The sequence below is a fragment of the Bacteroidota bacterium genome (assembly GCA_016718825.1).
Taxonomy (GTDB): Bacteria; Bacteroidota; Bacteroidia; order J057; family JADKCL01; genus JADKCL01.
The window spans coordinates 118981-145283 of sequence record JADKCL010000002.1 but is presented as its reverse complement, the minus strand read 5'-3'; the positions used below and the strand labels follow the sequence as shown (position 1 = coordinate 145283).

General features: G+C 50.9%; 21 protein-coding genes, 1 tRNA gene and 3 pseudogenes. 6 read left to right on the top strand and 19 right to left on the bottom strand.

Translation table 11 applies throughout. The features are described from left to right. Nucleotides 1–4: 4 nt before the first annotated feature. Complete coding sequence (locus tag IPN95_02675; GenBank protein ID MBK9448320.1) at nucleotides 5–664, bottom strand: CoA transferase subunit B; 660 nt, start codon at nucleotides 662–664, stop codon at nucleotides 5–7. A 49-nt stretch (nucleotides 665–713) separates the two neighbouring features. Beyond that, nucleotides 714–1412, bottom strand: a complete 699-nt coding sequence (locus IPN95_02670; protein MBK9448319.1) for a CoA transferase subunit A — start codon at nucleotides 1410–1412, stop codon at nucleotides 714–716. A gap of 280 nt (nucleotides 1413–1692) precedes the next feature. On the opposite strand from IPN95_02670, the gene IPN95_02665 reads away from it, so the two are divergent. The 3 genes from IPN95_02665 to IPN95_02655 all read left to right on the top strand — a co-directional run bounded on the left by IPN95_02665 (nucleotide 1693) and on the right by IPN95_02655 (nucleotide 4746). Further along, nucleotides 1693–2712 (top strand): MoxR family ATPase, encoded by a 1020-nt coding sequence (locus IPN95_02665; protein ID MBK9448318.1) that lies wholly within the window; start codon nucleotides 1693–1695, stop codon nucleotides 2710–2712. 300 nt (nucleotides 2713–3012) lie between these two features. Then, a complete protein-coding gene (locus tag IPN95_02660; protein MBK9448317.1) occupies nucleotides 3013–4605 on the top strand; it encodes a hypothetical protein in 1593 nt (530 codons plus the stop codon). Nucleotides 4606–4672: 67 nt separating this feature from the next. Beyond that, a tRNA-Arg gene (locus tag IPN95_02655) sits at nucleotides 4673–4746 on the top strand. Between the two features lie 501 nt (nucleotides 4747–5247). Here IPN95_02655 and IPN95_02650 read toward each other — a convergent pair. Then, the gene (locus IPN95_02650) at nucleotides 5248–5430 is read right to left on the bottom strand and encodes a hypothetical protein (protein MBK9448316.1); all 183 of its coding nucleotides are present in this window, start codon (nucleotides 5428–5430) and stop codon (nucleotides 5248–5250) included. A 478-nt stretch (nucleotides 5431–5908) separates the two neighbouring features. On the opposite strand from IPN95_02650, the gene corA reads away from it, so the two are divergent. Further along, nucleotides 5909–7003 (top strand): magnesium/cobalt transporter CorA, encoded by a 1095-nt coding sequence (gene corA / locus IPN95_02645; GenBank protein MBK9448315.1) that lies wholly within the window; start codon nucleotides 5909–5911, stop codon nucleotides 7001–7003. Nucleotides 7004–7086: 83 nt separating this feature from the next. Here corA and IPN95_02640 read toward each other — a convergent pair whose 3' ends face one another. From IPN95_02640 to IPN95_02615, 6 genes and pseudogenes are all read right to left on the bottom strand, one after another. After that, nucleotides 7087–7767 (bottom strand): cyclomaltodextrinase C-terminal domain-containing protein, encoded by a 681-nt coding sequence (locus tag IPN95_02640; GenBank protein ID MBK9448314.1) that lies wholly within the window; start codon nucleotides 7765–7767, stop codon nucleotides 7087–7089. A gap of 112 nt (nucleotides 7768–7879) precedes the next feature. After that, nucleotides 7880–8614 (bottom strand): annotated as a pseudogene (locus IPN95_02635) (alpha-amylase). A gap of 57 nt (nucleotides 8615–8671) precedes the next feature. Then, a pseudogene (locus tag IPN95_02630) lies at nucleotides 8672–9166 on the bottom strand (cyclomaltodextrinase N-terminal domain-containing protein). Then, nucleotides 9076–10197, bottom strand: coding sequence for a hypothetical protein (locus IPN95_02625; protein ID MBK9448313.1), 1122 nt, complete (start codon nucleotides 10195–10197; stop codon nucleotides 9076–9078). The pseudogene IPN95_02630 and the gene IPN95_02625 overlap by 91 nt, the downstream one beginning before the upstream one ends. A 79-nt stretch (nucleotides 10198–10276) precedes the next feature. Next, nucleotides 10277–13150 (bottom strand): T9SS type A sorting domain-containing protein, encoded by a 2874-nt coding sequence (locus IPN95_02620; GenBank protein ID MBK9448312.1) that lies wholly within the window; start codon nucleotides 13148–13150, stop codon nucleotides 10277–10279. A gap of 13 nt (nucleotides 13151–13163) precedes the next feature. After that, nucleotides 13164–14453, bottom strand: coding sequence for an MFS transporter (locus IPN95_02615; GenBank protein MBK9448311.1), 1290 nt, complete (start codon nucleotides 14451–14453; stop codon nucleotides 13164–13166). Nucleotides 14454–14700: 247 nt separating this feature from the next. On the opposite strand from IPN95_02615, the gene IPN95_02610 reads away from it, so the two are divergent. Next, nucleotides 14701–15885 carry an MFS transporter gene (locus IPN95_02610; protein ID MBK9448310.1) on the top strand — a complete coding sequence of 395 codons (1185 nt, stop codon included), beginning with the start codon at nucleotides 14701–14703 and terminating at the stop codon, nucleotides 15883–15885. On the opposite strand, the gene IPN95_02605 is transcribed toward IPN95_02610, so the two are convergent. The 10 genes and pseudogenes from IPN95_02605 to IPN95_02560 all read right to left on the bottom strand — a co-directional run bounded on the left by IPN95_02605 (nucleotide 15866) and on the right by IPN95_02560 (nucleotide 25433). Further along, nucleotides 15866–16303, bottom strand: coding sequence for a DoxX family protein (locus tag IPN95_02605; protein MBK9448309.1), 438 nt, complete (start codon nucleotides 16301–16303; stop codon nucleotides 15866–15868). The two genes, IPN95_02610 and IPN95_02605, sit on opposite strands and share 20 nt — an antisense overlap. Before the next feature lie 36 nt (nucleotides 16304–16339). After that, nucleotides 16340–16924: a methyltransferase domain-containing protein gene (locus tag IPN95_02600; protein ID MBK9448308.1), complete on the bottom strand. Its 585-nt coding sequence runs from the start codon at nucleotides 16922–16924 to the stop codon at nucleotides 16340–16342. Nucleotides 16925–16942: 18 nt separating this feature from the next. Next, on the bottom strand, nucleotides 16943–17515 hold the full coding sequence (locus tag IPN95_02595; protein MBK9448307.1) for an HAD family hydrolase: 573 nt from the start codon (nucleotides 17513–17515) through the stop codon (nucleotides 16943–16945). A 94-nt stretch (nucleotides 17516–17609) separates the two neighbouring features. Next, complete coding sequence (locus IPN95_02590; protein ID MBK9448306.1) at nucleotides 17610–18758, bottom strand: glycosyltransferase; 1149 nt, start codon at nucleotides 18756–18758, stop codon at nucleotides 17610–17612. Between the two features lie 14 nt (nucleotides 18759–18772). Beyond that, nucleotides 18773–19552, bottom strand: a complete 780-nt coding sequence (locus tag IPN95_02585; GenBank protein MBK9448305.1) for a nucleotidyltransferase family protein — start codon at nucleotides 19550–19552, stop codon at nucleotides 18773–18775. Beyond that, entirely contained in the window at nucleotides 19552–20130 is a 579-nt protein-coding gene (locus tag IPN95_02580; protein ID MBK9448304.1) for a D-sedoheptulose 7-phosphate isomerase, read from the bottom strand. Before IPN95_02580 ends, IPN95_02585 begins: the two co-directional genes overlap by 1 nt. 9 nt (nucleotides 20131–20139) lie before the next feature. Then, nucleotides 20140–21162 (bottom strand): dehydrogenase, encoded by a 1023-nt coding sequence (locus IPN95_02575; protein MBK9448303.1) that lies wholly within the window; start codon nucleotides 21160–21162, stop codon nucleotides 20140–20142. Between the two features lie 144 nt (nucleotides 21163–21306). Further along, entirely contained in the window at nucleotides 21307–22266 is a 960-nt protein-coding gene (locus IPN95_02570) for a glycosyltransferase family 2 protein (GenBank protein MBK9448302.1), read from the bottom strand. A gap of 122 nt (nucleotides 22267–22388) precedes the next feature. Next, a pseudogene (locus tag IPN95_02565) lies at nucleotides 22389–22772 on the bottom strand (GxxExxY protein). 288 nt (nucleotides 22773–23060) lie between these two features. Beyond that, nucleotides 23061–25433, bottom strand: a complete 2373-nt coding sequence (locus IPN95_02560; protein ID MBK9448301.1) for a VCBS repeat-containing protein — start codon at nucleotides 25431–25433, stop codon at nucleotides 23061–23063. Between the two features lie 107 nt (nucleotides 25434–25540). Here IPN95_02560 and IPN95_02555 point away from each other — a divergent pair, with 107 nt between their 5' ends. Then, nucleotides 25541–26296: a hypothetical protein gene (locus tag IPN95_02555; protein MBK9448300.1), complete on the top strand. Its 756-nt coding sequence runs from the start codon at nucleotides 25541–25543 to the stop codon at nucleotides 26294–26296. Nucleotides 26297–26303: the final 7 nt, after the last annotated feature.

Below are 26303 nucleotides of genomic sequence, written 5' to 3'. Positions count from 1 at the left end.
ATTCTCAGAATGTCATTTCCGGAATTTCGCCTTCCACGACGAGCCTTCCTTCTGTTTTGGCCACGATTTCTTCGACGCTCACGCCCGGCGCACGTTCGAGCAAGATGAACCCACGTGCGGGATCGATGTCAAAGACACCCAAATCCGAAACCACCTTCTTGACGCAACCAACGCCGGTGATCGGCAAAGTGCACTGCTTCAGGAGTTTGGATTCGCCCTCGCGGTTGGTATGCTGCATGGCTACGATGATGTTGTCGGCACTTGCCACCAAATCCATCGCGCCGCCCATTCCTTTGACCATTTTCCCGGGAATTTTCCAGTTGGCGATGTCGCCGCGATCATTCACCTCCATGGCTCCCAACACGGTCAGCTGCACATGTCCGCCGCGGATCATGGCAAAACTCGTGGCCGAATCAAACAGCGACGAACCTGGCAAAGTCGTCACCGTCTGCTTTCCAGCGTTGATCATGTCGGCATCCACTTCGTCTTCGAATGGAAAGGGCCCCATGCCCAACAAGCCATTTTCTGACTGGAACACAACCGAAATTCCCGTTGGAATATAGTTCGCAACCAAGGTCGGAATGCCGATGCCGAGGTTCACGTAGTAGCCGTCGCGCAATTCCTGGGCGATGCGTTGTGCTATTTGTTCTTTTTTCAGAGCCATTTGCAAGTGAAAAGTGGAAAGTGATAAGTGAAAAGTACTGGATGAATAATCAAGGACGTGGGCGGACGGTGCGTTGCTCGATGCGTTTTTCGTAGTTGCTGCCTTGGAAAATGCGCTGCACGAAGATGCCGGGCGTGTGGATTTCGTTGGGAGCAAGTTCGCCGGGTTGCACGAGGTGCTCGACTTCTGCGATCGTGATTTTGCCTGCGGTCGCCATCATCGGATTGAAGTTGCGGGCAGTGCCTTTGAACATCAAATTGCCCATGGTGTCGCCCTTCCAAGCCTTCACGATGGCAAAATCTGCACGGAGCCAATGCTCCAAGAGGTAGTATTTGCCATCAAATTCGCGGATTTCCTTTCCGTCGGCGATTTCTGTGCCGTAGCCTGCGGGCGTATAGAATGCAGGAATGCCTGCGCCACCTGCGCGTACGCGCTCGGCGAGCGTGCCTTGCGGGATCAAATCGACCTCCAATTCGCCCGACAATAATTGCCTTTCGAATTCCGCATTTTCCCCGACATAGCTGCTGATCATCTTCTTGACCTGCCGCGTTTTGAGCATGAGGCCGATTCCGAAATCGTCGACACCGGCATTGTTGGAGATGCAGGTGAGGCCCTTGGTCCCTTGCTTGACCAATGCCGCAATGCAATTTTCGGGGATTCCGCACAAACCAAATCCGCCGAGCATGAGCGTCATGCCGTCTTGGATGTCTTTGATGGCCTCTTCGGCGCCTGAAACGACCTTGTTCATGAACTTGAATTAATTTCCGACCAAAGCTAAGGTGTTTTGGGAAGAAAAACATGCCGCGTTTCGCTTTGGTTGAGCCGGATGAAAAACGCATTCGAAGGCAAGGAAACCTGAATAGGAATTTTTAACAATCGCCCAACCCGCGTTCCAAAGGCCGTTTTGTCAGCATTCGCAGCATTTCCACAAAGATTTCACCCTCGGAACCCAACTAATGGCCGATAGAAGTTGATTAATTAGCCTCGCAGGTCTATTTTTGCGCCCGCTAGCATTAGAGAATAGATTTATGCAGGATCAATACGCTAAAAGTGATACAAATGCCGCCTTGCAGGAGCAAATCCAAGACAAGGCAGCCAAAGTGAACCGACTCTTTACCGAGATCGAAAAGACGGTCGTCGGACAGAAAAAAATGGTCAGTCGTTTGCTCATTGGCCTATTTAGCAACGGGCATATCTTGCTCGAAGGCGTACCTGGGCTTGCGAAAACGTTGACGATTTCCTCTGTTGCGCAAGTGCTCCACCTGAGCTTCAAGCGGATTCAGTTCACGCCTGACCTTTTGCCTGCCGACTTGATCGGCACACTCATTTACAATCAGCGCGAGGCTACCTTCGAGGTCAAGAAAGGCCCGATTTTCGCCAATATCGTGCTCGCCGATGAGATCAACCGTTCGCCGGCCAAGGTCCAAAGCGCCTTGCTTGAGGCCATGCAAGAAAAGCAGGTGACGATTGGCGAAACCACCTTCAAGCTTGAACCACCGTTCCTCGTGCTTGCCACACAAAACCCTGTGGAACAGGAAGGTACCTATCCCCTGCCTGAAGCGCAGGTCGACCGTTTCATGATGAAGGTCTACGTCGATTATCCGAGCAAGTCTGAGGAAAAAGAGATCATGCACCGGATGGCCCGCACTTCCGCGCCAGAGCCGTTGCGTGCCCAATTGACCAAGGAGGAAATTTTCGAAATCCGCAAATTGGTCGATCAAGTGAGACTGAGCGATCGTTTGGAAGATTATATCGTCGATATCGTGCTTGCCACGCGCAATCCTGAGCTCTACGGTCTCAAGGAAATGAAGCCCTACATCGAATTTGGCGCATCCCCACGTGCATCCATCGCGTTGAACCTGGCCTCCAAATGCCATGCTTTTATGCAAGGACGCAGCTACGTGATGCCCGAAGACATCAAGGCGATTGCGCCCGACGTGCTCAATCACCGCATCATCCTGAACTACGAAGCCGAAGCCGAGGAAGTCACGACGAATATGATCACGGAGAAAATCCTCCGGACACTTCCCACGCCTTCGGCAGTTTGAGTTCGAGATAACAGTTTGAGGTTTTAGCGAAGGCGGCGCTCACCATTTGTTTTGGGTAGCGCCGCCTTCGCATGTTTCTAAGCGTCGTTGGCGCTACCCAAAGCACGGTGTGAGCGCCGCCTTCGCATGTTTCTAAGCGTCGTTGGCGCTACCCAAAGCACGGTGTGAGCGCCAATGACGCTATTCTTCAACTTCAAGATCGCGGTTGGTGCAAATCAGCTAAGGCGGCGCTCAAGTTTTGTTTTGGGTAGCGCCGCCTTCGCATGGTTAAATCGTGGCAATTTTCGCTAGTTTGGCTGCGTGAAGGATAGGCATTGGCCGATTTTGGTCTGGATATTGATCTTGGCGGGCGTGGGCTTTGCCTGGCTGAACCGTCATGTCGAGGACGATGCCTTTATCACCTTCCGCTACAGTCAACATCTTGTCGAAGGTCATGGTCCGGTCTGGAACGTCGATCAACGGGTAGAAGGCTACACCAATTTTCTCTGGATGCTGATGATGGCGGTTCCGATTGCCTTCGGAATTGATCCCGTTTTGCCGTCGATGGTCATTTCCCTGGGCTGCCTTGCCTTCAGTCTTTGGTTGCTTTTTGACATTTCACGCCGACAAGCCGAAGATCCTGCAAAAGGCTTCTGGGCTTGGTTGCCCCTGGTCTTCAGCCATACGCTGCTCATTTTTGCGACCTCGGGAATGGAAACCGCTTTCAATGGCTTTCTGTGGACGTTAGCGCTATGGCAATTGCAGCCGCTGCTTCGCGGCAACCGGATTCCAAGTCCGAAAAGCCTCTGGCTGCTGGGATTTACCTGTGCCTTGGCGGTGATGAGCCGACCCGAAGGGGCATTGCTCGTTGCAGCGTGCGCGATCGCCGTTTGGATGTGGCTCAAAATCGCAAGACATGGGATATGGGTTCGACTTTGGCATTTCTGTGCCGCGGTTTTATTGGCATTGCTGCCTTGGTTGATCTGGAAAATGGCCTTTTATGGCTCGCTCCTTCCGAATACCTTCTACGTCAAGACAGGTTCGGGGACCTGGGCCATGGGCCTGCAATATGCCTTGGCGTTCCTGCTTGCCTCCGGATTCTGGCTTCCCGAATTGGTGATGCGCACCACAAAGGTGCTTCGAAGCTGGTATTTTGATGTTTTTCTCATCGTCGGTGCGGGTTTGGTTGCCGTTTTTGTCGGATACGCCGTTTGGGCGGGTGGCGACTACCTCGAATTCCGGTTGATGACGCCGATTTTGCCCTTGCTGATCCTGCTGCCGGGTTGGCGGCTTGCGCGGAAGGCTTTGCAAATGCGGCAAATCATAGCGGTGTCGATCGCCATGGTAGTCGTATCGTTGGCCTGGGGACAAGGCCACGGGCGTTTTTTCAAAATTTGGTACATGAATTCGGCGATTCATCCCCGCTCCAATGAAGAACATTTTCTCTCCTTTGCGGAGCAAGGCAAGGCACTCGGCGAACTGCTGGACCATGACCGGACGATACGGCTGGCGATCGGCGCTTGTGGCGGGATTCCCTACTATTCAAACTGTTATGGCATTGACCTTTATGGATTGAATGAACCACGAACGGAGTTTACAAGTTACCTTACCGGGTACGGACCCGGCCATACCCGCCTTGCGGATTTTGGATTCATCACGCGCAAAAAGCCAAATTTGATTTCGCTGCGGTGCGACTATCTGCCCGACCTTCCTGCGGATCGGAGCTACACATATAAGGATGCGCAGATTGCAGAGATGCTCCACGGCGCAGACAAGGAAAGCATCCAAAACTTAAAAATCATCGAACTGCCGTTGCAAAAGGACTTTGTCGAAGTCTGCATCTACTTTGAAAGCCACCCCAACATCGACAGCCTGATCAAAATTAATTCCCTGAAAATCTACGCATTGGAATAATTCCAAAAATATTTCGGTCCAACGTTGGTAGAATGTCAAATAAACCCCTACATTTGCCTTCCCAATTGCACCTGTAGCTCAACTGGATAGAGCACCTGACTACGGATCAGGAGGTTTGGGGTTCGAATCCCTACAGGTGTACAAAGCTGGCTTTTTAGCCAGCTTTTCGTTTTTGGTTGGGTCTTAACACCTCCAGTGACCTCTGCCTGAAAAATACAAACCCAAAACACTTCCGACAACCCACGGCGAGCGCTTATCGCACTTGGCAAAGCCCGCTCACCAATGCTCGCATTAAATATATTTAATTAGCATTTAACTAACTTTGATTGCTTTTTTGGTTAAAAACCATTACCTTGCTACCTACATTCCAATTCAAAAAGAGGCGAAGGAGGAAGCGGCGGATGAATTTCCCTTGAGTTACAGCGAGATTCTGTTTTCAAGCGATTTGCGGACCTTCCAGTTCCAAAGCGAGGGCGTTCTAATCTGGTCCCATCTGGAAAGTGGTCCAATTGAACATACACGAAACCCCAAATCGCAAAGGGGTATTCAACCTCGCATTTGGCGACCTATTGGGACAGATGATCTGAATGATGTCAAATCGTTTCTGACAACGGACCGCGACAAAGATGCTTGCCACCATGCTTAAAAAAGGGTTCTGCTTTTCTCGACCGGTACCCAGAACGAACGGTCATTTCCAAGGAAGTTCGTGCAGGCCGCACCCGCCTCTACCGGATGGCGATCAACAAGGCGCTTGACGAACTGCGACTGGTTTTCGAAATCAAAGGTCTGGTACGTAAAGAAGATCAGAAACTGCACATACAACATTTCGAACCCGGCGTCAATTACGAGGCCTTTCTGGTGCGAAGAAGAATGGCAGTGGAGTATGCAAATCCGCCTCCATAGGAGTTTCTCTATTTGGAAATGGAGAGAAATGCAAATAATGATGGGAAAAATTTAGGCGCCATTGCAAATTCTGGACAATTGTCTTAGCTTTGTAAAGGAGAAAGGAATGACAATGGGATGCTTTCTTCTTGTATTTAGATCCATTTTTGAACCGTGAAGAGGATGAAGATGCGCAAGAATCAAAAAATTGGACTGCCCCGAGGCTGGGCGCAAAGCAATTTTGTACATGACCAGGCTTTGGATGCTGTCGGCACCAAAACTTTGTTCCCCCAAAAAGTGACTCAAAGCAATGCGCTTTTGGCACAAGTTGTCTGGGACTGACAATTCTGACAGGTTTTCCTTGGCAATTTGCTAATTTGGCCGAAGTTATGAATTTCGGTCGACGAAGGGAGTTGTCAAGATGAATCAGAAGCAAAACGGAATCGGCGACAGACGGCGTCATCACCATCCTCCTACGCGCAAGGAAAAGATCGGTGTGGCTCCCGGTACACTTGTTTATCTGGGTGAGAAAAATGAAGTGGGCGTTTCCATGCGTCTGATGCATTATGGGGAAACCACATTCGAGGAAACGGAAAACATACAGGAAATGCCCGGCCCAGCCGATACCGGTTGTGTACAATGGTTAGATATTGTCGGAGTGCACGACGCAGACACGATGCGGAAGGTCGGAAAACGCTACAAGCTGCATCCGTTGGTACTGGAAGACATTATGAACACTGGGCAGCGGCCTAAAACGGAAGTCACCGAAGAATACCTTTTTGTGGTCATCAAGATGATCCTGAAAGACAAGGAAAGTACGCAGCTCAAGTTTGAGCAGGTGAGCTTGATCATGGGAAATGGTTGGCTTCTCACCTTTCAGGAAAAGGAAGGTGACATGTTTGAAATCGTCCGCGACCGCATTCGTTCAGACAAGGGCCGCATCCGCAAGGCGGAAGCCGATTATTTGGCCTACGCACTCATTGATGCCATCGTCGACAATTATTTTCTCGTGCTCGAGGAATTTGGTGACCGCATTGAAACCTTGGAAACTGTGCTGATGAGCGGAAAATCGCAAGGGCAAATCGGCAATCTGCAGGTGCTCAAACGGGAGATCATTACATTGCGCAAATCGATATGGCCGCTTCGCGAGGTGATCAACAACTTCATGAAGTCCGAATCGAGCTTGGTTGCCGAGGAGACCAAGCCCTATTTGCATGATCTTTATGATCACTGCGTGCAAATCATCGATACCATTGAATCCTACCGGGATATTCTCGGCGGGATGCAGGATCTTTATTTGTCAGTGGTAAACAACAAGATGAATGAGATCATGAAAGTGCTTGCACTGATTTCAACCATCTTCTTGCCCATGACCTTGGTCGCAGGCATCTATGGAATGAACTTCGCAGATATGCCTGAATTACAGGCAGCTTGGGGATATCCTGCCGCGATGTCCTTGATGTTGGTGATCGGTGTTTCGATGTTTATGCTCTTCAAGTGGCGGAATTGGTTGTGACGTTGGGCCCTTCAAGGGACGGATTGCCGTCGGTTGCTGACGCATGCAAATGGTTCTTTGTATGGGCCGGTCGCGAGCGCCCCTTACAAAGGACCATTGAATATCAACCATTTGAGCTCAAAACCATCTAAATAGGCAATTGCACCGCCCGCAGAAGTTATTGCACCTCCAGAACCAACGTGGTCCATGGACCAATTCGGAAGCTCATTCGCAACTGGAATTTCCAAACCCGTAACGGCTTCTTTGAACTTGGCTGCCCCTTTGAGGCATTCGGCGAATCTGCCCAGTTGCAGCTTCTTGCCTTCATCGTTGCAGTTCATCACCACCATGATGCGCTCGCTTCCTGAAGTGCGGAAATAGACGTAGATGCCATCCGCGGGCACAAAATGGGTGAGCTTTGCATCCTTGAAGAGCGACTTGCCCTTGCGCCAGCGTAGGAGCGTGCGCAGGTAGTCAAATGCCTCGTTTTCCTGTTCCGTACGTCCCGCCGGGGTGAACTTGTTCTTGTTATCCCCTGCCCAACCGCCGGGAAAGTCAATTCTCACTTTGGCATCCGGGCCGGAATAACTGTCCATCAGGATTTCTGTGCCATAAAACAGCTGCGGAATTCCGCGCATCGTCAGCAGCCAAGCGATCCCCATCTTGAATTTGCGCAAGTCTTTTCCGACCATCGAATAGAAGCGGCTCAGGTCGTGGTTGTCGAGGAAAACGACATTTTGATTGGGATCGGCATACAGATAGTCTTCCGCGAGGGTGGTGTACATGCGTGAAATCCCTTCTGTCCAGCCCATTTTCTTGGACAAGAGCCTCGTTGATGGCGTCGTACAATTGGAAATCGGTCACGCCCGGGAGCGTTGCGGGAGCTGCCTGTACAAGCGTATTGCGCGTGACGTAGGCCTGCAAGGCCGTGCCCTGCACCCAAGTCTCGCCAAACACCCCGAATTTCGGGTACTCCCGGAAGATCGCAGCGAGCAGGTCGCGCATAAATTGCTGATCGGAATAAAGATAGGTGTCGATGCGAAAGGCATCGAGATTGGCATATTCGATCCACCAAATGCTGTTTTGGATCAAATAGCTCGCCACGCGTGGATTGGTTTGGTCCAGATCGGGCATGTGCCGGTCAAACCAATTGTCGGTGAAGATCTTCAGGTCGGAATCTGAAGCATGCGGATCGATCAGCGTATTGGCGCGGTAGCTCGTGCGCTGAAACTCCTTTTGCTGATGGATCCAATCGGGTGAAGGCAAGCGTTTGTTGAGGTAATGCTGATCGCCCCAATGGTTGTAAACCATGTCCATGATCATTTTCAGGCCTTTGGCATGGCATTGCTCCACGAGTTTGCGGTAGCTTTCGTTGTCGCCTAGCCTTGGATCGACGCGGTAATGATCGGTAATGGCGTAGCCATGGTAACTTTCCTTGGGTTCGTCATTTTCCTGAATCGGGTTGAGCCACAATGCCGTCACGCCAAGGTCTACCATATAAGGCAGATGCTCCTGAATACCTTGCAAGTCCCCTCCATGCCGCAACAGGATCGAATCCCGGCCCGTTCCGCGTTGATTCATGCTCTTGAAATCGTCGTTTTTGGGATTGCCATTCGCGAAACGATCCGGCATGATGAGATAAATGACGTCCCGACCGTCAATCCCCTGCTGTCGATTGGCCTGCGGCGTGCGTGCCCGCAATTCGTAGGGAACAAATTCCTTGGTTTTACCCTCTGTCAGTTGAATGTCGAATTTCCCCGGCAACACAGCGTCGCTCAGGCTCAGCTTCAGAAACAAGAAACCATCTTCCTCAGAATGAATGACTTCCGAAAGGGTCACGCCTGGATAATTGATCGTCGGCGTCTTCTTGCCAATGCCTTCGCCGATCAGGATCAATTCGAGATTCGGATTTTGCATGCCGGCCCACCAAAACGGCGGATCTACACGGTAAAGGCCCAACTTGGGTGCCTGGGCTTGCAGCGAAAACGCGACAAACAGCCCCAAAACGGCAACGAATGCACGAAACATCGATGTATTGAACTTCAAATTGAATCTTTGATTCTTCATGTTTTGCATTTCAACTGGATTTCCCATCAGGCTTGTTTGAATTCGAAGAAAGTCCTTGAAAGTATCCGGATGGTCCCGTTTTTGTTGTCGATCCAACGGATCATTCGCTCCGGCCATCCCTTTTCGGTGTATTTGAATTCGACGTGAAGGATACTGCTCCCACGGTCATGCACCCATCCAAGCAAGTCTCCGGTTTCGGGATCGTACTCAAAATTGAACGATTGGGATACCTCTTTTGAACGTCCGTCTGTTCTCTTTCGGGAGATTGGCCTTTGCAGGGAGTCGTATTCATTTTCCCAGACGGATTGAACCTGATTGGCTTTGTCGATTTCGATGACCAAGGTGGGATGTGTCAGTGATCCTCGCAAACAGGTTAGAGAAAAGGCATCGAGGTCTTCAAGTTCCCTCGTGAGAACCTTTCTTTTAAGTTCCAACGCCTTGGATTCCATGGCCGAAGCACTCATTGTTGAATCCAGAAAGCGAATCGACATCGTTGAATTGGCAGCAAGCTTATTCAGGCAAATTTCCGCATTCGATTCGTAGAAAAATTTCAATTCCCCGCCTTTGTCGAATTTCAACCTGTAAGGCCTGCCATCATCTTCCAAAATCCAGGTGCCATTGTCCTCAAAATCTGCCCCTTGCATGGAATAAGAACGACGAATCTCGGGATAACCCGAATAGCGGGATTGTTTGAAGTAGACGTTGTCGGCAGAAAATTCCCGGCCTGACGAATTGCCAAGCTTCTTGCTGTAAACATGGTCGAGCCGCTGTTCCTCCGGCTTCACAAAATAGGTCATGATACTGAGGCGTTCGCCGGATCCGGATCCCAAATTCCGATTCGCAGCAACAGTATCATCGCCCTGCGGCAAGCCCATTCCCTCCAATTCGATGTACCGTATTTTGGCTGCGGTCAATGCTTCCCAACGAAATGGAAACGAGTCCTGCCAATGGAATTCGTCCAAACTTGCGAAATAGGCCGGATTGATGACGGGCACCTTGGGACTTGGAAGCTTGGCACGTTGCTCCTCGGGAGAAAGCCGCTGCGAGGATTTACTCGGTGTGCAAACCTGAACCAAGGTCACCAACAAGGAGAAAATCGAGAATCCAATTCCCAGAATATGTCCAATGGAAAACTTGTTTTCGCTCATCGAATCGGATGCAATTTCCCTTCCTCCAGATAGCCAAAGTCCAAAGATAGTGCCACAAATCCGTAGGACAAATCCAGCATTAGCGAATGCTCAATTTGCGCCAAACCATCCCGTTGCTCGTGCTCAATCCCACAGAATAAGATCCGGCAGCCAAACCGCTGACATCGAGTCTCATTCGCTGCAGATCCTCCTTCCACTCTCCTTCCCAAACCGTCCTTCCGACCACATCTACCAACTTCACCTGATTCACCTTCAATTCATTGGATGCGATCAGCTCCAGAGTCACTTCATCATTTGCCGGATTGGGATAGAGGAACAATTGGGCCGTCTGCTGCGGGTCAATCGCCACGGTCCTGACTTCTGAATAGCCAAAATTGCCGTCCAGATCGATCACTTTGAGGCGATAATACAACAGTGGCTGCTGCAAATCAGGTTGCTGGTCCCAGTATTGATAATCCATCGGTACATCCGAATTTCCGGCGGCATTCACGCGTCCGATTTCTTTGAAATCCATACGGTTGCTGCTGGATTCGAGAACAAATTCGGAGGTGTTGATTTCTTGGGTGGTATTCCAATCGAGACGCACCTGATCACCCTCCAACGTCGCTTCGAAGGAAACCAAGGTTGCGGGCAAGGGCATGTTTCCATCGATGCTCGCTAGTGTGAAGTCGCTGAAGGTCGTAAACGGGTGCGAGGTGATGAATCCTGTATTGTTGGCCGAACCACCTGGACCCAACGGCGTGATGTTCAGCCATTGACCAACGCCATTGTCCTTGACGATGCGCAATGCAGGTGCATTGATCACGCCATCCACGCGCTGCGTGACATCATAACTCAATGTGACTTGCGCAGCAAGCACGTTAGCTCCGGCACCTTTGCTGATGTTCCAGTAGCGTTGTTGCGAAATCCAGGCAATGATCTCAGGCACAGGCGAAGGCCACAAATAGGTCGTACTGCGGTCGTCGAGGAACATTTCCCCCGTGTAGGTGGTGCGCGTAGGCGCATCATGCTGTATGGTGAGCACAACCGGCCGCGCGTCGCCGACCGCCAAGCCGAATACATTCTTCGTTTTTCCGATCGGGAAGCCGCGGTTCACGGTAATCGCCTGCTGAATCTCCCATTTCATCGGCCCATCCACGAAACTCGAGCCTACCGGCGTGAGGTTGCTGTGAACAAAAGTGGCCGTCACAGTGGCAGAATCCCTCAAAATCCAGTCGTGGACGACATTGCTCACGCGATCACGGGTCACAAGGTCCCCGTTGCGCATCGTGAAATTGCCGGTAACGTAGTACGTGATGTTGCCGCCACCAAAGGAAAGGAACCAAACATCGGCGGTGTTGTTGAAATTCAGCAGGCTATTGCTGTTGTCGACTTCAAAGTTGTAAAAACTCGTGGCGGCGCCCGTGGTTTCGGTCACATTGCCCCTGAGATACTGCCGGCGGGTACCCTTCATGACGACGTCGATCCTTGCTGCACCGACCCGTCCAAGGAATTCGTCGTAGTTTTCAAAATCCCCTTGCACCTCCAAACGCACGACCGTACCGCCCACGGCGGGCTGCAATTTGGAGCTGTTGCGCCCGATGAGCACTTGGTGCATTTTCCAGATTCCCGTTCCTGTCAGAAAATAATCGTTGTGTTGTGCCCAGTCGCCCCGGGTGCCGACATCTGCAAACCCTGCGCTTCCGTCACCTAAATCCACGGTCCCCAAATTGTTCCAGGTGCCCCACTGAACCTCCAAACTCGTCGAATCCACCGTCGGACCCAACAAACTTGCGCCGGCATTGACAGTGACATTGCTCAAGCGCCAGAGGTCCTTGAAGAGATTCGAAGGCATCAAACGCGTGGTTCCGGCGAAAATGAAGTTCATCCGGCGGTTGTTCCAGTCATTGGCATTGACGGCCTCCGGATTGGGGTCAATGCGACCGTAGTTGTAAATGCTGCCCGAATTGCCGCTGAAGGTGACGTTCGCAGTGACCGCCGTTGGCGTATTGTTGGCTGGCAGAAGTGCCGAACCCTGACCAACGTACAGATTATGCGTAATGCTGATATTCCCGTCGACCAATACCCGATTGGAGATTTCGTTGTTTTCGTAGAGGTGAAATGCAGGTGCATTGTCGTTGTTGTTGGCACTGTTGTCATTGATGGTGAAGTCGTAAAATGTACCTCCATTCTGGTAATACCCACCAGTACCTGCCGTCGAAAAGTCTTCATGGTAAGTGAAGCTCGTTGTCGAAAAAGGGGCTGTTGAGGTTCCGTTGTTCGTATTCAAGACATTGTAATACCGCGTGGCAAATAGCCGGCTCGGATCTTGATTGCAGGCGCAATTGGGGTTGCCGACGGGCAGAGAACTGTAAATGCCATTCGTTCCTGGACCGTAGTCATAGGCCTTGTAAGTGAGCCAGTTAAATTGGGCGGGCTTAGCACCGCCTCCTGTGATTGCCGTCCATGGAATGGCGATTTCGCAGGTGTTCGAGCCGCCATTGTTCCCCGTAGTCAATCCAAAGGCCGTGCTGCCGCCCCAATAGCCTGCGCCATCCATTCGACGGTACTCATTGTACCCGTTTTTGAAATACAAGACAAAATCGGCGCGCATGGGGAGCATCATGTGGTTCCGGTCGTAGGTGTACAGACCTTGATTGCTCCCATCGGCATTCGTACCGCCGTTTACCGGAATTACCGGATTGTGGTCGATGTAAATGACCGCGGCTTCGTTGAAATTGGAACCCGTGAAGGCAACATAAAGATTTGTGGCGTCCCAACTCATGAAATAGGTCGTTCCGCCATCGGTTTGTTGGTTTTGGCCGTTCGTATGGGTGCCGTATTCATTGGCGTTGATCACGCCGTCTTGAATAGCCGTGTTGAATTGGGCAAAAACCGCGCTTTGAATGGCAAAAAAGGTGACAACAAGAAGCAGGGAACGGAAAAATGTGGTTGGGCGTAGGCGTTTTTCCATGATAGTACCCAGTTTATGATTTCTGAAGGCGGCTTTCTTCGGGGTTGCTGCGATCCGAAACAATCAATACCAAAATCGATGCAATCAAGAATGAAGCCCCTGCCAAGGTGCTCATCAACACCGTTTTACCTCCAAATAGTTCGGTGAGGATTGGGCCGAGTGCGAAACTTGCCACCAATTGGGGAATGACGATGAAGAAGTTGAAGACACCGACGAAATAACCGAGTTTTCCTTGCGGCAAGGCCCCGATCAGGATTGCATAAGGCATCGACAGCAGGCTTGCCCACGCAATGCCTACACCAATCATCGGCAGCAGCAGCATATATTGGTCTTCGATGAACATGATCGACAGCAAGGAAATGCCGCCAATTGCCATCGAAATCATGTGCGTGGTCTTGCGGGAGGTCAAACGGGCCAAAACCGGCAACAAAAAGGCGACGAGGAATGACACCAACGAATAGGTGGCAAACATCACCCCGACCCAATTGCCGGCAGCTTGGAATTCGGCGGAGTCGGGATTGGTGGCGTGAAAGGCGCGTTCTGCCACGGTGGGCGTCATAAAGGCCCACATGGCGTTCAACCCAAACCAAGTAAAAAACTGAACAAATGCCAGTTGAATCATCGTCGCAGGCATCTTCAGCAGGCCACCAAAAATATCGGCAAATGCATGCCAGAGACCTTTGGTACGTTGTTTTTCAGCTTCGAATGCCTTCATGTCTGCCGGTGGATACTCCTTGGTCGTAAAGACGGTCACCATCACGGCTGCGACAATCGCAAATGCGCCAACGTAAAATGAAAATTTCACGGAATCAGGGATTTCCTTGTCCGGAGCGGTATTGGCGACGCCAAAATTGGTCAAGATCGTTGGTAACAACGCGGCAATGACGGATCCAATGCCAATGAAAAAGCTCTGCATGGCATAACCCAATGTACGTTGCTTTTCCGGCAACATGTCGCCCACAAATGCCCGGAAAGGCTCCATGGAGATGTTGAAGGCGCTGTCCATCACCCAAAGCATGCCGATCGCAATGGCGAGGCTCGGCGAATTGGGCATCATCACCAACGCACCGGTTGCCGACAGGGCGCCGATCATAAAAAATGGACGTCTTCTCCCCCATTTCGGGCTCCACGTACGGTCGCTCAGGTAGCCGATGATCGGCTGCACGAGCAAACCGGTCACAGGACCGGCGATGGCATACAAGGCAAGGTTCTCAACCTCACCACCATACGTTTGGAAAATGCGACTGATGTTCGTGACTTGCAGCATGAATCCGAACTGAATGCCCAGAAAGCCGAAGCTCATGTTCCAAATCTGCCAGAAAGAGAGACTGGGTTTTTGCGTCATCAGAATATTACCGTTTTGAAGGACTTCGATACCAATTCGTTAACCAAGATAAAAGGAAAAATTTTAATTAGTGTCACTTTAACACTATTATTGTTTTGCCCAAATCCGATGTGGATTTCGGGGAATGATTGAAAACGAGATGTCGCAGCCCAAAAATTCGATTTCCACGGCATTTTACCTGCTTCTGAGCCTGCCTTCGACGGCTATGGGCTTCGGATTGGCGGTTCAGATTTCTGCCCTTTCGTGGATTCTGTCGACCAAATACCACCTCAAAATCGACGAGGTTGGCTACGTATGGTTGGCAGGCCCGCTCGCTGGAATCATCGGGCAGATGCTCGCCGGAGTCATCTCCGACAAGATTTGGTTCCTCGGCGGCAGACGCCGTCCGCTGATCATCATCGGCGGAATTGTAGCTGCAGGAATGCTTTGGATGTTGCCCCGTTTGGATCTTATTTCCAATGCGTTAGATACTGTAGATATTCTTTACGTTGCCCTCACTGTCGCGCTCGCATTGGACCTTGCCATCAACATTGGCTTCAATCCCACGAGGGCCATCATCGCGGACGTGACACCCGAAGGCGATGCCCGTACGCGGGGCTATACCATCATGCAAACGGTCTCGGGATTCTTTGGCGTGGGTGCCTATTTCATTGCATTGGCTTGGGGAAAAGAGACGCTGATCTATGTCGGAATGGCGGTGATGCTTGCATTTAACCTGATTCCTGTGTTTTTCATTCAAGAGCCGCGTACCATCAAAGTGATTGCTGAAGCCGATTCGAAGGATGGAAAACGCACCAACATTCAGCAGCTGTTGGCCATTTACGTCGCGCATTCGTTCACGTGGCTAGGGGTTCAGACGATGTTTGTCTTCCTCTATGCCTATATCAAGGGCCGAATGGGCATCTCGGACGATGCGGAAATGGGGCGTATCATTGACATCAGCTTCCTGATTCTCAATACGGTGGGCTTCCTTTTGCCTGCATTGGTGTTGCAGCCGCTCGCAGGCAAGTTTGGGCGCGTACGGGTGCATACGGCCGCGATCGCCATCATGGCGCTCTCCTATTTTGGGGTTTTATTGGCAGGAAGTTCGCCGGTCGCAATGTATGTCGTCATGGCCTTGCTCGGAATCGGTTGGGCTGCCGTGGTAAGCCTGCCATTTGCAATTGCGACCGAATACGTCAGCGCGGACAAACAAGGCCTCTACATGGGAATTTTCAACCTTTCTGTAGTAATTCCGCAAGTCGTCGTCAGTGCAGTATTTGGAAGGATTTTCAAGGATGCTGCGAATCTGGACATCATTTTTGTGATTTGCGGCGTGTCGCTCGTGGTTTCGGCCGTGTTGTGGGCCCTTTTCGTCAGGGACAAAGCCGTCAGCCTTCCCAAAAAATAAGCCCACCAAAGAAAACCATTGCCAAAAAGGCAACGATAAAATACGGTACAATTCCGGCAGCTCCGGCATAGTCCTTCGCAATTCGCTGACCAGCAAAGAGATTGAGCAAAGTCAAGGCACAGAAGCTGACCACGGCAAAGGGAATCCAAATCTGTGACAATTCGGCGAAGCCCAAGTAAACGGCAGTGCCGAGCGAAGCAAATCCGGAAATCAACTCCATGACGGTAATTACCGCAAGCAGCAACGGCACCGCATTTTTAAACATGCTCTTGGAAAAATGCCCGATCAACCAATCCAAGTTGCCTTTTCGGTCTTGCACCTTGTCAAATCCGGATTGCAGAAACAGGACGGCAAAAAAGAGCAACAGTAAAATTCCAACCACGCGGAAAGGCAGGGAATTGAGATAGGATGTCAAAATGAAAAAGGATCCGACCATGGGAATTGATTCAGGCGATTAAGCCTTCAACATGCGCTTTTTCAGGATAAAAAACAACTCCCGGCCGTCTCTTGGAGGAATCGAATTGTAGCAACGCGCCATCGTCTTGATTTCAAACAGCGGCTCAAACAGCTTCCGGTATTCGGCTTCGCTGCCCCCGAAGGGCGGTCCGCCGTCGAGCGGAAAGTCAAACAACAGTCCGGCCAAGGTCCCTCCCTGCTTGAGCAGGGAAAACATCTTGATCGCATAGGCATGCCGCTTCGCCGGATCGATGGCGCTCATAAAAGTTTGCTCCAAGATCAAATCGAATTCGCCTTTTGTCTCGAAGAAATCTCCAGAAACCAACTGATTTTCGGGGAAATCGGGAATCCGGTCCAAAATACGGTCCAAAGCTTGTGGGGACCAATCGAGCGCGGTGACATTGTGAAAGCCGTTTTCCCAAAGCCAATCGACTTCGTAGCCGCTTCCCGCACCCGGAATGAGGATGGCGATGTCTTTGTCGGTCAATTGACTGCAATAGGCGACCAATGCCGGGCAAGCCGTCCCCATGTCCCACGGCGTATCACTTGATTTCCAACGCTCCTGCCAATATTTTTCGTCCATATTTATCTGTGTATGCGGTCAATCTGTGGGCGTTTCCCGTTCAAATAACCTTGCAAAGGTCGCCAAATCCGGCAAAGCCGTGAGGACATTGTCGGGTAGATCACGGTGCATCTTGCCGATGAATACGCCCGGAACCTTGGCCGCCTTGGCGGCTTGCATGTCCGAAATGCTGTCACCCACCAAGATCGCGCGTTTCAAATCGATCGCCGGATGGTCTTTTGCTGCCTGCAGAAGCATTCCCGGCTTGGGTTTCCGACATTCGCAGCCGGCATCCTTGTCATGCGGGCAATGGTAAACAGCGTCGATTCGCCCACCTGCGGCCTTGACATCAGCCAACATTTTCTTGTGAATGGCTTCTAAATCTTTCTCCGAATAGAGCCCGCGTGCAATTCCCCGCTGATTCGTCACGACCACCAACTTTCCAAAAACCCGCGATAGCGTTGCCAAAGCGGTCAATGCGTCCTCTGCCCAGACCCAATCCTCCCATTTCCGCACGTAATCATCGACGATACGCTCGTTGAGCACACCGTCCCTGTCTAGAAACAAGGTCCAGCTTTGATCGATCTTGTCGGGGAAATCCTTGCGATTCATGGCGGAAAATTTTGCCTTCCTTCAAATTACCGAGGAATTCTGTTTTGTTCAAAATCGAATTGTCCCCTGCTTGCAATTCAATGACATTCAGAAATCAATGCGGCTTCATGCCCGCGTACAGCTTCCAAATTTCCCCCGTGAAGTGGTCCCAAAGGAATTTGGGCTTGTCATGGATCACTTCCTGCACCATGGATGCTTCGCGTTTGTGGTCGTAGAAGTCCACGAGAGCATCTGCAATGGCTTTTTCCGAGACTTCCGTAACGTATCCTACGCGGCCATGCGGCACGATTTCGGGAAGTCCACCGACGTTGGTCACGAGCATGGGCTTGTGAAAATGATAGGCAATCTGCGTCACGCCGCTTTGTGTGGCCTCTTTGTAGGGCTGCACGATCATGTCGCTCGCCGAAAAGTACTTCCCGACTTCGTGGTTGGGGATGAAATCCGTGCGCAACACGAGTCGATCCTCAATTCCCAAGCTCGCAATCAGGTCCAAATACGGCTTGGGATCTTTATAAAATTCGCCAGCGACGATCAATTTGACTTTGCGGTTGGCCATTCGTGGGTCGGCCATCGCCTTCAAGGCCAAATCCAGGCCTTTATAATCGCGAATGAAGCCAAAAAACAGCAAATAGCTGAATTCGGGGTCCAATCCGAGCAGCTTTTTCGCTTCCTGCTTTTCAAATCGGTCCCCGAAATTGTCATAGATCGGATGCGCGGCAAAAACCACGGGTTTCCCGGTCTTGAAGCTGTGAATGTCATTTTCGACGCTGTGACTCATGGCCACAAAGGCGTCGATGCTCCGCGCAAAATAGCGGATGAGCTGCATGTCACCGATCCGCCGCTCATGCGGGATCATGTTGTCCACGATGGCGACCGCCTTCGTTTTTCCGTTTTTGCGGGCCTTGCGGGCGATCGTTCCCAAACTCGGACCCATAAACGGGATCCAGAATTTCATAACCAAGAGGTCCGGAGCCATTTTGCGCAGTTCTCGACCGACCTTGAGCCAATTGAAAGGATTGACCGAATTGACCTTGATATGGATGTCCAGGCCCGTCGGTGCTGCTTCCTGCAATTCCTGGGTTTTCCCCGGAAAAAGGAATTTCGGGTATTGAAGGCTGAAGGTGAAAATTGTCACCTCGTGGCCCTCCGCGATGAATTCGCGGGCAAGACGTTCGTTAAATGCCGCCAATCCTCCCCGAAACGGATAGGTTGTTCCCAGAATGACAATTCGCTTTTTGTCCATTTTTCCGTTGGTTGTCAATAGGGAATCTCGCCGTCTTCGAATGTTATTTCATCCATTTGGGCGGGTGATTCAGGAATCGTCCAGTCAAAATTCACCAAATCACGGTTTGCCTTTTCATAGTCTTCGGGAATGCCGATATCGATGAAATAGCCCTCGTGTTTGTAGCCCATGAAGCGCAATTTCCGCACATAACGCTCCAAAACATCCTTTTCGAAGCTGAATTTTTCGGGGACATCGACCAGGTTCCAGAGTTCACGGTCAATGACATAGACGCCGGCATTGATCAAACCGCTTTCCTTGGGCTGCTTTTCGCGGAATGCCTTTACCCGCTCGTTTTTGTAGATTTCGACGGTGCCATAGCGGTCAAAATCACGCATTTCCTTCAATGCCAAGCTGATCAAGGCACCTTCATTCCACATTTGGTGCATTTCCCAATGGAGCATCAGGTCATGCAGAAACAGCGTGTCGCCATTCAAGACGAGGACATGTTGCGATGTGGTCTTTTCGAATGCCAACTTGATGCCGCCTCCAGTACCCAAGGGGGTGGATTCGACGGCATAGTCCACTTCGATGCCCATAAAATTGGCCCCAAAATGCGCTTGGATCACTTCCCATTTGTGACCGACCGACAAAACGACACGTTTGACGCCGACTTGCTTGAGCATCGGGAACAAGTATTCCAAAAACGGCTTTCCGGCAACGGGTGCCATCGGTTTGGGAACCTCACTCACAACGGATTGCAGCCGGGTGCCCATGCCACCGGCCAGGATGATCGCCTCCTCGGGGTAGAGCATCATTGGGGGAACAGTTCGCGCTCCACCAATTCGCAAATGATATGGCCGAGCAGGATGTGAACCTCTTGAATACGAGGCGTATCCGTGCTCGGGACATTGAGCAGCAAGTCGCTCAAGCCGCGCATTTTTCCGCCGGTTAGGCCGGTCATCGAGACCGTCACCATGCCCTGCTCACGTGCGACACGCAAGGCTTCGGTGATGTTGGTGCTGTTGCCGCTTGTCGAGATGCCAAAAAGGACGTCTCCCGGACGGCCTTTTGCCTTGACCAACCGCGAATAAACATGGTCATAGCCATAGTCGTTGGCGACGGCCGTGAGGTAACTCGTGTTCACATGCAATGCCTCCGCAAACAGCGGATCGCGGTCGTGGTAAAAGCGACCCGAAAGTTCGGCTGCGATGTGTTGGGCGTCGGCGGCACTGCCTCCATTGCCACAAAAGAGGATTTTTTTATCGGCCTGAAGGGCCTTGACGACCTCATGGACGACTTTTTCGACGGTTTGGAGCAATTCAGGATCCTGCAGCGTCTTGAGTTTGACGTCAATCGAATCCTTGATCAAATGGGAGATGCGGTCTTGCATAATTTATCTTTAGATGGACCAAGTCGTGAGACCGGCCTCTGTGAAACTGTATTCCTGGACGCTGCCGCCAAACTGCGACAAGGCCTTTGCGACGGCAAATCGGGTATTGACAGGACAATAGAAGAAGATGTACCCTCCCCCGCCTGCACCCGAGATTTTTCCTCCCGTCGAGCCTGCTGCGATGGCTGCATCGTACAAAAGGTCGATGCTGTCGTTGCTGATGCCCTCAGCCATCGCCTTTTTATGCTGCCAACTGCGGTGCAAAATCGGTCCGATCAGCGAAATGTTGCCGGTCAGCACCGCTTCCTTCATTTCGTTGGCGGATTTTTTCACTTCGTGCATCGCCTGCAAGGGCGCTTCCTTGCTCGAAGTGACGTTCTTGGACTGGGTTTCAATGATCTTGCTGCTTAAACGACTGGTTTGGGTGTAATACAGCAAAATGTTGTGGGACAATTCATTGCGATAGGCACTGCGCACCCGCAACGGGTTCACGATGACTTTGTCCCCGGCATAAAATTCCATGAAATTGAAACCACCAAACGTGGCCGCATATTGATCCTGCTTGCCGCCCGACATGCTCAAATCCTTGCGTTCGATTTCAAAAGCGAGGTGGGCGATGTCATATTCGCCCAAGGGCAGCTTCAACCATTCGACGAAAGCGCCCAAAATGGCCACGACCATCGTACTGGACGATCCCAAACCCGAACCGGAAGGCGCATCCGAAAAGGTGGACAACCTGAATGACAGGGGCTTGTGAATAAAATCTTTGATCACGCGGTTGTAAACGCCTTTCAACAAATCCAGCGTACCGTCAATCGTAAGGTAGTCGGTAGCGTCCACGATCAAGGATTGCTGTTGGTCGATCGAGACGAATTCGATTTTGCCATTTTCGAGGGGCTCGATCGTCGCGTAGCTGTACATCGAAATCGTGGCGTTGAGAATTGCGCCGCCATAGAGATCGGAATACGGACTCACATCGGTGCCTCCACCTGCCAAGCCAATGCGCAAGGGCGCTTTTGAACGATAAATCATCGCTTTTTGCGTTTGAGGCAAATTTAGTTTTTTTGGGGGAATGCGAAAGGAGATTATCCACCGCCACTAGAATGCTGTCGCGATGCTCGACGCCTCATGAAAGATCTCGACAAACCGACGCCCATGTGCGGGCGTTCGATGTACTCAATCCAAGCCCAAATGCTCGGCAACCAGGTATTCATTTCTAAATGGCGAATTCCGGCCGATCAATTCGGCCATGAGGCCCGTGAAAAGCAACAAGCCGCCAAAAAGGAAGGTGATCATGGCAAAAAACAATGCCGGAATGTGCGTACTGATGAAATATTCGGAGGTCAATCCCGTCATTCCCAGTAGCTTCAAAAAATACATTCCAAAGAGCAAGAAGCCTCCGATCATCCCAAAAATTACACCCCAAAATCCGAAGAAGTGCATCGGACGTTTCATGTATTTGGTGATGAAAGTAATGGTGAGCAGGTCGAGAAAGCCGTTCAGGAAGCGGTTAATTCCAAATTTGGTCACGCCATACTTCCTTGCGATGTGCTCTACTTTCAATTCGCCGATTTTGCGGAAGCCTGCAGCTTTGGCGATCACGGGGATGTAGCGGTGCATTTCGCCGTACACTTCGATGCTTTTGACGACTTGCCGGCGATAGGCTTTAAAGCCGCAGTTCATGTCGTGCAGGGAGACGCCGTTGACGATGCGGTTGACGGCATTGTACAATTTCGTGGGAATGGTCTTGGTGATCGGGTCCTTGCGCTTCTGTTTCCACCCGGAAACGAGGTCATAACCCTCCTCCTTGATCATCTTGTAGAATTCCGGAATATGCTGCGGCCGATCCTGCAAGTCGGCGTCCATGGTGAACACAACATCGCCTTGCGCTTTCTGAAAACCAACCTGCAAAGCAGCCGATTTTCCATAATTCCGCTGAAAGCGAATGCCTTTGATCCTTGGATTTACGGCTCGAAGCTCATTCAGCACCGCCCATGACCGGTCCGTGCTGCCATCGTCGACCATGATGATTTCATAGTCATAGCCATTGGCTTCCATCACCGCCTTGATCTCAGCAGTGAGCTCAGGGAGCGATTCGTCTTCATTGAAAAGTGGGATCACCACTGAAATGTCCATGTTACAAACCTAAGCAGAATTTACAGAATTTATAGAATCAGTGTTGATGCTGAATTTGAGCGATCGTGCTATTATTGGTCAATTTCTCGCATGTTTGGGTTTTGATCCAATGGCGGCTAAAATCAGGATGCTTTGGAAGTCTGATTGGGATTGAAAATAAGCTTGTACTCCAAACTTCTTGCACCAAAGTTGATGAGAAGGGCACGTGGGTATCCGAAAACCACTGTGTAATTTTTCGTTTGTACGACATGCTCATCTTTCAGGCAAGCAACGGCTTTGAGCTCCAAGATCAATTGCCCATGCACTAGCACGTCAACTCTTCGTGCACCGACCAATTGCCCATCATAAAATATTGGTCGTTCGAGCTCGCAATCAATATCGAGTTAAGCTTCTTCGGCTCTATTTCCAATGCGTTCTGATAGATCTTTTCTTGAAATCCAGGCCCAAGTTTCCGGTGCACACATTGCACAGCCAATAACAGCATAAGTAAGAGGGTCTATTTCCATCATTTTGTTTTGTTGTTTAACAATTCCAGCTTGCACAAATATAGCAAAACAAATTTAATAAACCAACTAAATAGGAATATAACCAATTAGAATGGATAAAGGCCTATTTTTCCAAGAGAATTCTCAACCTAGCCCATAAATTCAGCGCCATCCTGAGAATTCAACACAAAGTACGATTCTGTAAATGCTGATCATGAAAAGAAAAATTCTCAGGATAACGCTAAGATTCAGCGCTATCCCGAGAATTCAACACAAAATGTAATTCTGGAAATTCTGAGAATTCTGCTCCTAGAAGGCAAGCACCCCAAACTCCGTTCTACGGTTCAACTGCTTGTTTTCCTTGGTGTCGTTGGGCGCTACGGGCTCTTTTTCGCCGTAGCCTTTGGCGACGAGGCGGTTTTCAGCGATGCCGGCGTCGAGTAGGTAGTCCACGACGGATTGGCTGCGGGCTTGGCTCAGCTTTTCGTTGTAGACATCGGAGCCGTCGCTGTCGGTATGGCCGCCAATTTCAACGACGAGGGTCGGATTTTGCTCCATGATGCGCACCAAGCGGTCAAGCTCCGCAACGGATTCCGGACGCAAAGTGGCTTTGGCGACATCGTAAAAGATGTTTTTGAGCACGATCTTCATTCCGACTTCGAATTTCACCAATTCGATGTCCTGGGTCACGCCGTTGGCGACGTCGGCTTCCGTGACATTGATCCCTTCGATGATGTTGTACATATAGCCCTTTTTGTTGCCGGCGAGGTTGTAAGTCCCGAAGGGAACATCGCAGGCTTCATAGTAACCCTGGGCATTCGAAGTAACTTTCTTGACGGTGTTGCCCTCTGCGTCCATGACTTTGACTTCGGCATCGGCAAGCTTGATGCCGGTTCCTTTTTCCAGCACATAACCTTTAATACAAGCGGTCGTTTTGGGCTTGATCTTGCCCAATTCGAAGTTTTGCTCTTTGCCGGCAGGGAAGTCATTGGGATACAACGAAACAACCGCAGTCTTGGCATTGTAGCCTTCGATACCTGCTGTCAATTCGTAGTTGGTGCCAAAAGGCAAGGTCGTGCGGTATTTTCCGTCGCTGTCGCAGGTCAATTTGGTGACCACTGCCCCGTTTTTGTCCTTGATTTCAACCGTGGCCCCTGCCAAGGGCAGCTGCGTCTCGATGTCGGTCACGCGGCCAAAAATGTCCGTGGCTTTGATTTTTTCGAGGATGGCATCCTTTTTCAGCCCTTCCTTGCCCAAGGATTCGGGAAGATCGAAGGTCTCGTCAAACTTGGGATAGCCCTTGACCTTTGCCACCAAGTGGAAACCGCTGCCAAAGGGGATTTCGCAGAATTTGTACTTGCCATCGGCAGTGGTTTTCATGCTTTTCAGGCTGAATCCATCATCGCCAACGACCGACACAATGGCCATCAACGGATCGCCGCTGTCTTTGTCGCGTACTGTTCCATAGACGCAGGTCGAGGTCGGAATCCCTTCCGGATCGATCGAGGCGTTGCGGTGGACGTTCATTTTATTGTCTTTGATGGACGAAGTGGCAATGTCCAAGTCGCCGTCGGCGTCCAAGTCGGCAGCGACAATGGCCGAGTTCCAGTTGCCGGAGGTGATTTTGTTCTTTTCGCCAAAAACGCCTTTTCCGTCGTTGAGGTGCACGTTGATGACCTCGTCGCGGGTACTTGCTGTCACGATATCGAGGTCGCCATCCAAGTCAAAATCGCCCACCACCAGGTCAAAATTGTAGTCGCCGGACTGAATTTGCTGCACCGGAAGGAATTCCATCTTTCCAGCCTTGAGCTTGCCGGTATTCAAGTGAATGCTCAACTTGTCTTCCATGTAATCGGCGGCGCAGATGTCCAAAGCACCGTTTTTGTCAAAGTCCCCTACCCCGATGCCCCAGTTGGCGACGCCCGAAATGAGGTATACATAAGGTGCGAAATTGCCGCCACCCGTACCCAAAAGGTAGTTGACGGTACGGCTGTCCGTGCCGACGATCAGGTCGGGGATATTGTCTTTGTTGAGATCTGCGACGACCACGGAACGTGGCTTGGCTTCTGTTGGAAAGCTTTTGGCGCCGGTGAAATTGCCCGCGCCATCACCGAAGTGCAACGCGACTTTGTTGGCGGTATTGCAGACCGTCACCAAGTCAATGAATCCGTCTTGGTTCACGTCGGCAGCTTGAATATCGTGCGGGAATCCGCCGCCGGCTGCCACGGATTTCATCGGGAGGAATCCTCCTGAACCATTGTTGAGGAGCCAATTGACTTTCATGTCGCTCACAGAAACAGTGGCGATATCGAGCCAAGTGTCCTTGTTAAGGTCCGCTACAACGACCGCACGGTTGTAATTGCCGGCTGCATAGCTTTGGGTCCTCGGGAAAATGCCTTTGCCAGTGTTGAAGTGAACTGTAACTTTCTTGTCAAGATTCGAACAGGTGATCACGTCGAGGTCACCGTCCTTGTCAATGTCACCCAGGTCGACGCCCCAGTTTTCCACTCCGGATTCGTAGGGAGCCTTGGGTACAAAAACCGTGTGGGAGACAAAAATCGTGGAGTCAACACCTGAACGGTTGGTGACTTGGGCAAAGGATTGCGAAGCAAAAAAGAAAACGAGGGTGCCAAAAACAGCGGCAATTCGCCGCAGGGAAAACAATTTTGATTCCTGATTCATAGACTGGTGAATAAATATTATTAGACTTAGCAGGCTAAACAGGCCAAATTTAGCAATCTTCGTGCAAAGAACGGAATCCAATTTCCCACACTGCCGTATCGGACTACATGAGAAAATTCCTGCTGCCTATCCTTTTCTTCTTCTGCGTTTGCAATCTTCGTGCCCAATTTTCGACATCGCAGCTTCAGTTCCGGTTTGGATACAACGTGCACAACACGGGCTCCCGTTCGGTCAACCATTTAATCACCAAATTCAACAACAACCGCTTCCCCCACGTCATCTACAAAAATCTTGGTTCGATCAATTGGCCGATGGGATTCGAATTTGGAGCGAATTACCTTTTCCGTGAGGACATGATCTTTTATACTGTCTTCAAAACGCGGCGGCAGTTCATCGAGGCGCCTTACGCAGACTTTCCCAAATTCCGGCAATACCTGTTTCGTGCGCGTACGCTCGAGGTGGGAATGGTGATGCCGTTGCGTGAGGATGATTTTTTCAGCCATTATGCCGGAGGCGGAATCCTGTTTGGGGTAATGGGTGCGCATACCGCTTGGACGACGGAATCGGGTTACAATGGCGCCCGGAAGATGTTCAACATCGACAACAGCGGCATTTTTGGCCTGAGCCTTTGCTACGAAGCGCAATTCAGGTTGCACCGAAATCTGCGGTTGTTTCTGAGGCCGGTGGCGCAATTCTCCTTCAATTCGCCAATGAGACGCCTCAGTGAATTTTTTGACCCGAAAATCGACGCAAATGGCGATTTGGAAAGCTACGGTGTCGGCGAAGGCGAGAAATACAACAAAGCAAGCTTCAATGGACTAGGAATTGAAGGCGGATTGCTATTTTTGCTGCCAGAATTTTAGGCACAAC

Coding starts and splice junctions, on each gene's coding strand:
- IPN95_02675 (MBK9448320.1), bottom strand. CDS start 664: ATGGCTCTGAAAAAAGAACAAATAGCACAACGCATCGCCCAGGAATTG.
- IPN95_02670 (MBK9448319.1), bottom strand. CDS start 1,412: ATGAACAAGGTCGTTTCAGGCGCCGAAGAGGCCATCAAAGACATCCAA.
- IPN95_02665 (MBK9448318.1), top strand. CDS start 1,693: ATGCAGGATCAATACGCTAAAAGTGATACAAATGCCGCCTTGCAGGAG.
- IPN95_02650 (MBK9448316.1), bottom strand. CDS start 5,430: ATGTTGTATGTGCAGTTTCTGATCTTCTTTACGTACCAGACCTTTGAT.
- corA (MBK9448315.1), top strand. CDS start 5,909: ATGAATCAGAAGCAAAACGGAATCGGCGACAGACGGCGTCATCACCAT.
- IPN95_02640 (MBK9448314.1), bottom strand. CDS start 7,767: ATGTACACCACCCTCGCGGAAGACTATCTGTATGCCGATCCCAATCAA.
- IPN95_02625 (MBK9448313.1), bottom strand. CDS start 10,197: ATGAGCGAAAACAAGTTTTCCATTGGACATATTCTGGGAATTGGATTC.
- IPN95_02620 (MBK9448312.1), bottom strand. CDS start 13,150: ATGGAAAAACGCCTACGCCCAACCACATTTTTCCGTTCCCTGCTTCTT.
- IPN95_02615 (MBK9448311.1), bottom strand. CDS start 14,453: ATGAGCTTCGGCTTTCTGGGCATTCAGTTCGGATTCATGCTGCAAGTC.
- IPN95_02610 (MBK9448310.1), top strand. CDS start 14,701: ATGGGCTTCGGATTGGCGGTTCAGATTTCTGCCCTTTCGTGGATTCTG.
- IPN95_02600 (MBK9448308.1), bottom strand. CDS start 16,924: ATGGACGAAAAATATTGGCAGGAGCGTTGGAAATCAAGTGATACGCCG.
- IPN95_02595 (MBK9448307.1), bottom strand. CDS start 17,515: ATGAATCGCAAGGATTTCCCCGACAAGATCGATCAAAGCTGGACCTTG.
- IPN95_02590 (MBK9448306.1), bottom strand. CDS start 18,758: ATGGACAAAAAGCGAATTGTCATTCTGGGAACAACCTATCCGTTTCGG.
- IPN95_02585 (MBK9448305.1), bottom strand. CDS start 19,552: ATGCTCTACCCCGAGGAGGCGATCATCCTGGCCGGTGGCATGGGCACC.
- IPN95_02580 (MBK9448304.1), bottom strand. CDS start 20,130: ATGCAAGACCGCATCTCCCATTTGATCAAGGATTCGATTGACGTCAAA.
- IPN95_02575 (MBK9448303.1), bottom strand. CDS start 21,162: ATGATTTATCGTTCAAAAGCGCCCTTGCGCATTGGCTTGGCAGGTGGA.
- IPN95_02570 (MBK9448302.1), bottom strand. CDS start 22,266: ATGGACATTTCAGTGGTGATCCCACTTTTCAATGAAGACGAATCGCTC.
- IPN95_02560 (MBK9448301.1), bottom strand. CDS start 25,433: ATGAATCAGGAATCAAAATTGTTTTCCCTGCGGCGAATTGCCGCTGTT.
- IPN95_02555 (MBK9448300.1), top strand. CDS start 25,541: ATGAGAAAATTCCTGCTGCCTATCCTTTTCTTCTTCTGCGTTTGCAAT.